Here is a 1758-nt window from a genome sequence, read left to right as displayed (position 1 = left end):
CTTGTGGATGGTCGAGGTAGTAGCGAACCTTTTCCAAAAGTTCGCCTTCGGAGTCGTAGGTGTCGCAGTAGGTTCCCGGCACCAGCAGCTCGTCGAAGCCCGAGGCAAAAGAAAGACTGTCCGTCAACAAAAAGCCACCTGCTGAGATCACTTCCAGGTTGCGAAGATTGAGATCTGCGTTTGCACTGCAGTTGAAGGAAATCAAAGAAGTAGCAAACAGACGAGCTGCTTCCTCTCGATTAGCAGTTTGGGCAAGAAAGGGTAAATTCGCTTTTCTCAAAAGTTGAGCCAGTCGACAGCGTCTAGGATGAAGGGTAGTTTTGAAAAAAAGGGATCTCGATGGCATGCTAATGGAGTTCAACTGTCCTACGAACACAACTCTGCTTTCTCTCGTTGCCGACCAATCGTGAGTGACAGTGCGCATCGAGATCAAGGGCAGCCACGCTAAATCTCTGGCTCCCGCTGCAGAAAACCAGTGGAGGTGCTGGCGAGTGTAGGCAGTAGCTACATAATCAAAGCCTTCAGTAGCCCAGTAGGTCAAAAGGTAAGTGACAGGGAACTCATGATGATGGGTGTCTCCAGCCAGCAGGACAGTTGGGCAGCCGAACTTCTTGGTGTTGAAAGGGTTGCTATGCTCGATGCTAGCAGTCCAAACTATGACTAGATCAAACTCTTTATCTTCGATTTGATCTGTTCGCTGTACGAACTCGTAGAGGTCATAATCTCTCTGAGGGCACTCAATCAAGCCTTTAGGAATGCTACAAAAATTGAAGCCCCACCCTTTCGCTCTTCCTTCTGGACACAAGGTCACTTGTCGATTTGAGAAAACAGGAGGCGGAATGTAATCTGCCCCAGTTGGCCAGCTTAGGAGAATATAGGGCTCTAGGGATTCAGTCTTGCTATGCTCCATGGCTCGTTCTTCCACTTTGGTCAGCTCCTTTTCTGAGCGCAGCCCTACTCAGATAACAGAGACAGCCATAGCTGCCTTGAAAAATCTCCCCCTGCCAGATCATGTGAGAAGGATCCAGCATCTGGTCAATCTGCTTGCGGTCTTGCTCCGAGCCAAACTCCACATAGATAACCTTGATGCCCTTGAGCCATGGCTCCAAACTGGTCAACACCTCTACCCCTTGTCCACCTATAGCCACCCTGAGCACATCGATGCGCTCCAGACCTAGCTCCTGCAAGGCTGTCCTAGCTTCTCGAAAAGCCAGCACCTGCTCCACTCCCCACTCTGTTTGAGAGTCTTCTGGCCAGAGACGACGAGTCCTGAGGCTATTCTGCCCTGCTAGGCCCACTGGATGCACATGGCAGTTGCCCAAAATAAGAGTATTCTGTTGCAGCAGTTGCAAGGCCAGGGGATCCGCCTCAAAGCAATGAATAACTGCATCCGGGCAAAATCCGCGAAAGCAGAGGCTAGCAAGCCCAACATCAGCTCCAATGTCAACAATAGTCTTTATGCCGGAAACAGATGAGGGGAAGTCAAAATAGGCCGCTCTATAAAAAACTGTATCTTCGTAGATCTTCGCGTAAAACTTAAGCCCGTTTACAGTCAAACTAGGCATTGGAGACGTCATCAATTTAGCTGCATTAGTTAAAGAGAAGTTGGCAGTCTTCTCCTAAGATAAAACCAAAGTTAGCTCTCAAGGGTTGCCCCAGCCTCTGTAAGTCCCTGACTGTACACACAGCCACATCAAACACTGGCCAGCTTGCTGGCTCTCCTGTTAGCTCATGCACCCGCTCAGCCACGCCCCTCTG

2 protein-coding genes are annotated in these 1758 nt (G+C 49.9%); both read right to left on the bottom strand.

Translation table 11 applies throughout. The features are described from left to right. Positions 1-925: glycosyltransferase (locus tag NW858_RS00105; RefSeq protein ID WP_414519236.1), on the bottom strand; the 925-nt coding region annotated here is incomplete at its 3' end. Further along, positions 900-1352, bottom strand: a complete 453-nt coding sequence (locus NW858_RS00100) for a hypothetical protein (RefSeq protein WP_414369182.1) — start codon at positions 1350-1352, stop codon at positions 900-902. The genes NW858_RS00100 and NW858_RS00105, both read right to left, overlap by 26 nt. Positions 1353-1758: the final 406 nt, after the last annotated feature.

This window comes from Synechococcus sp. H55.10 (assembly GCF_047502715.1).
Classification (GTDB): Bacteria; Cyanobacteriota; Cyanobacteriia; order Thermostichales; family Thermostichaceae; genus Thermostichus.
This window is presented reverse-complemented; position numbering and strand designations above follow the sequence as displayed.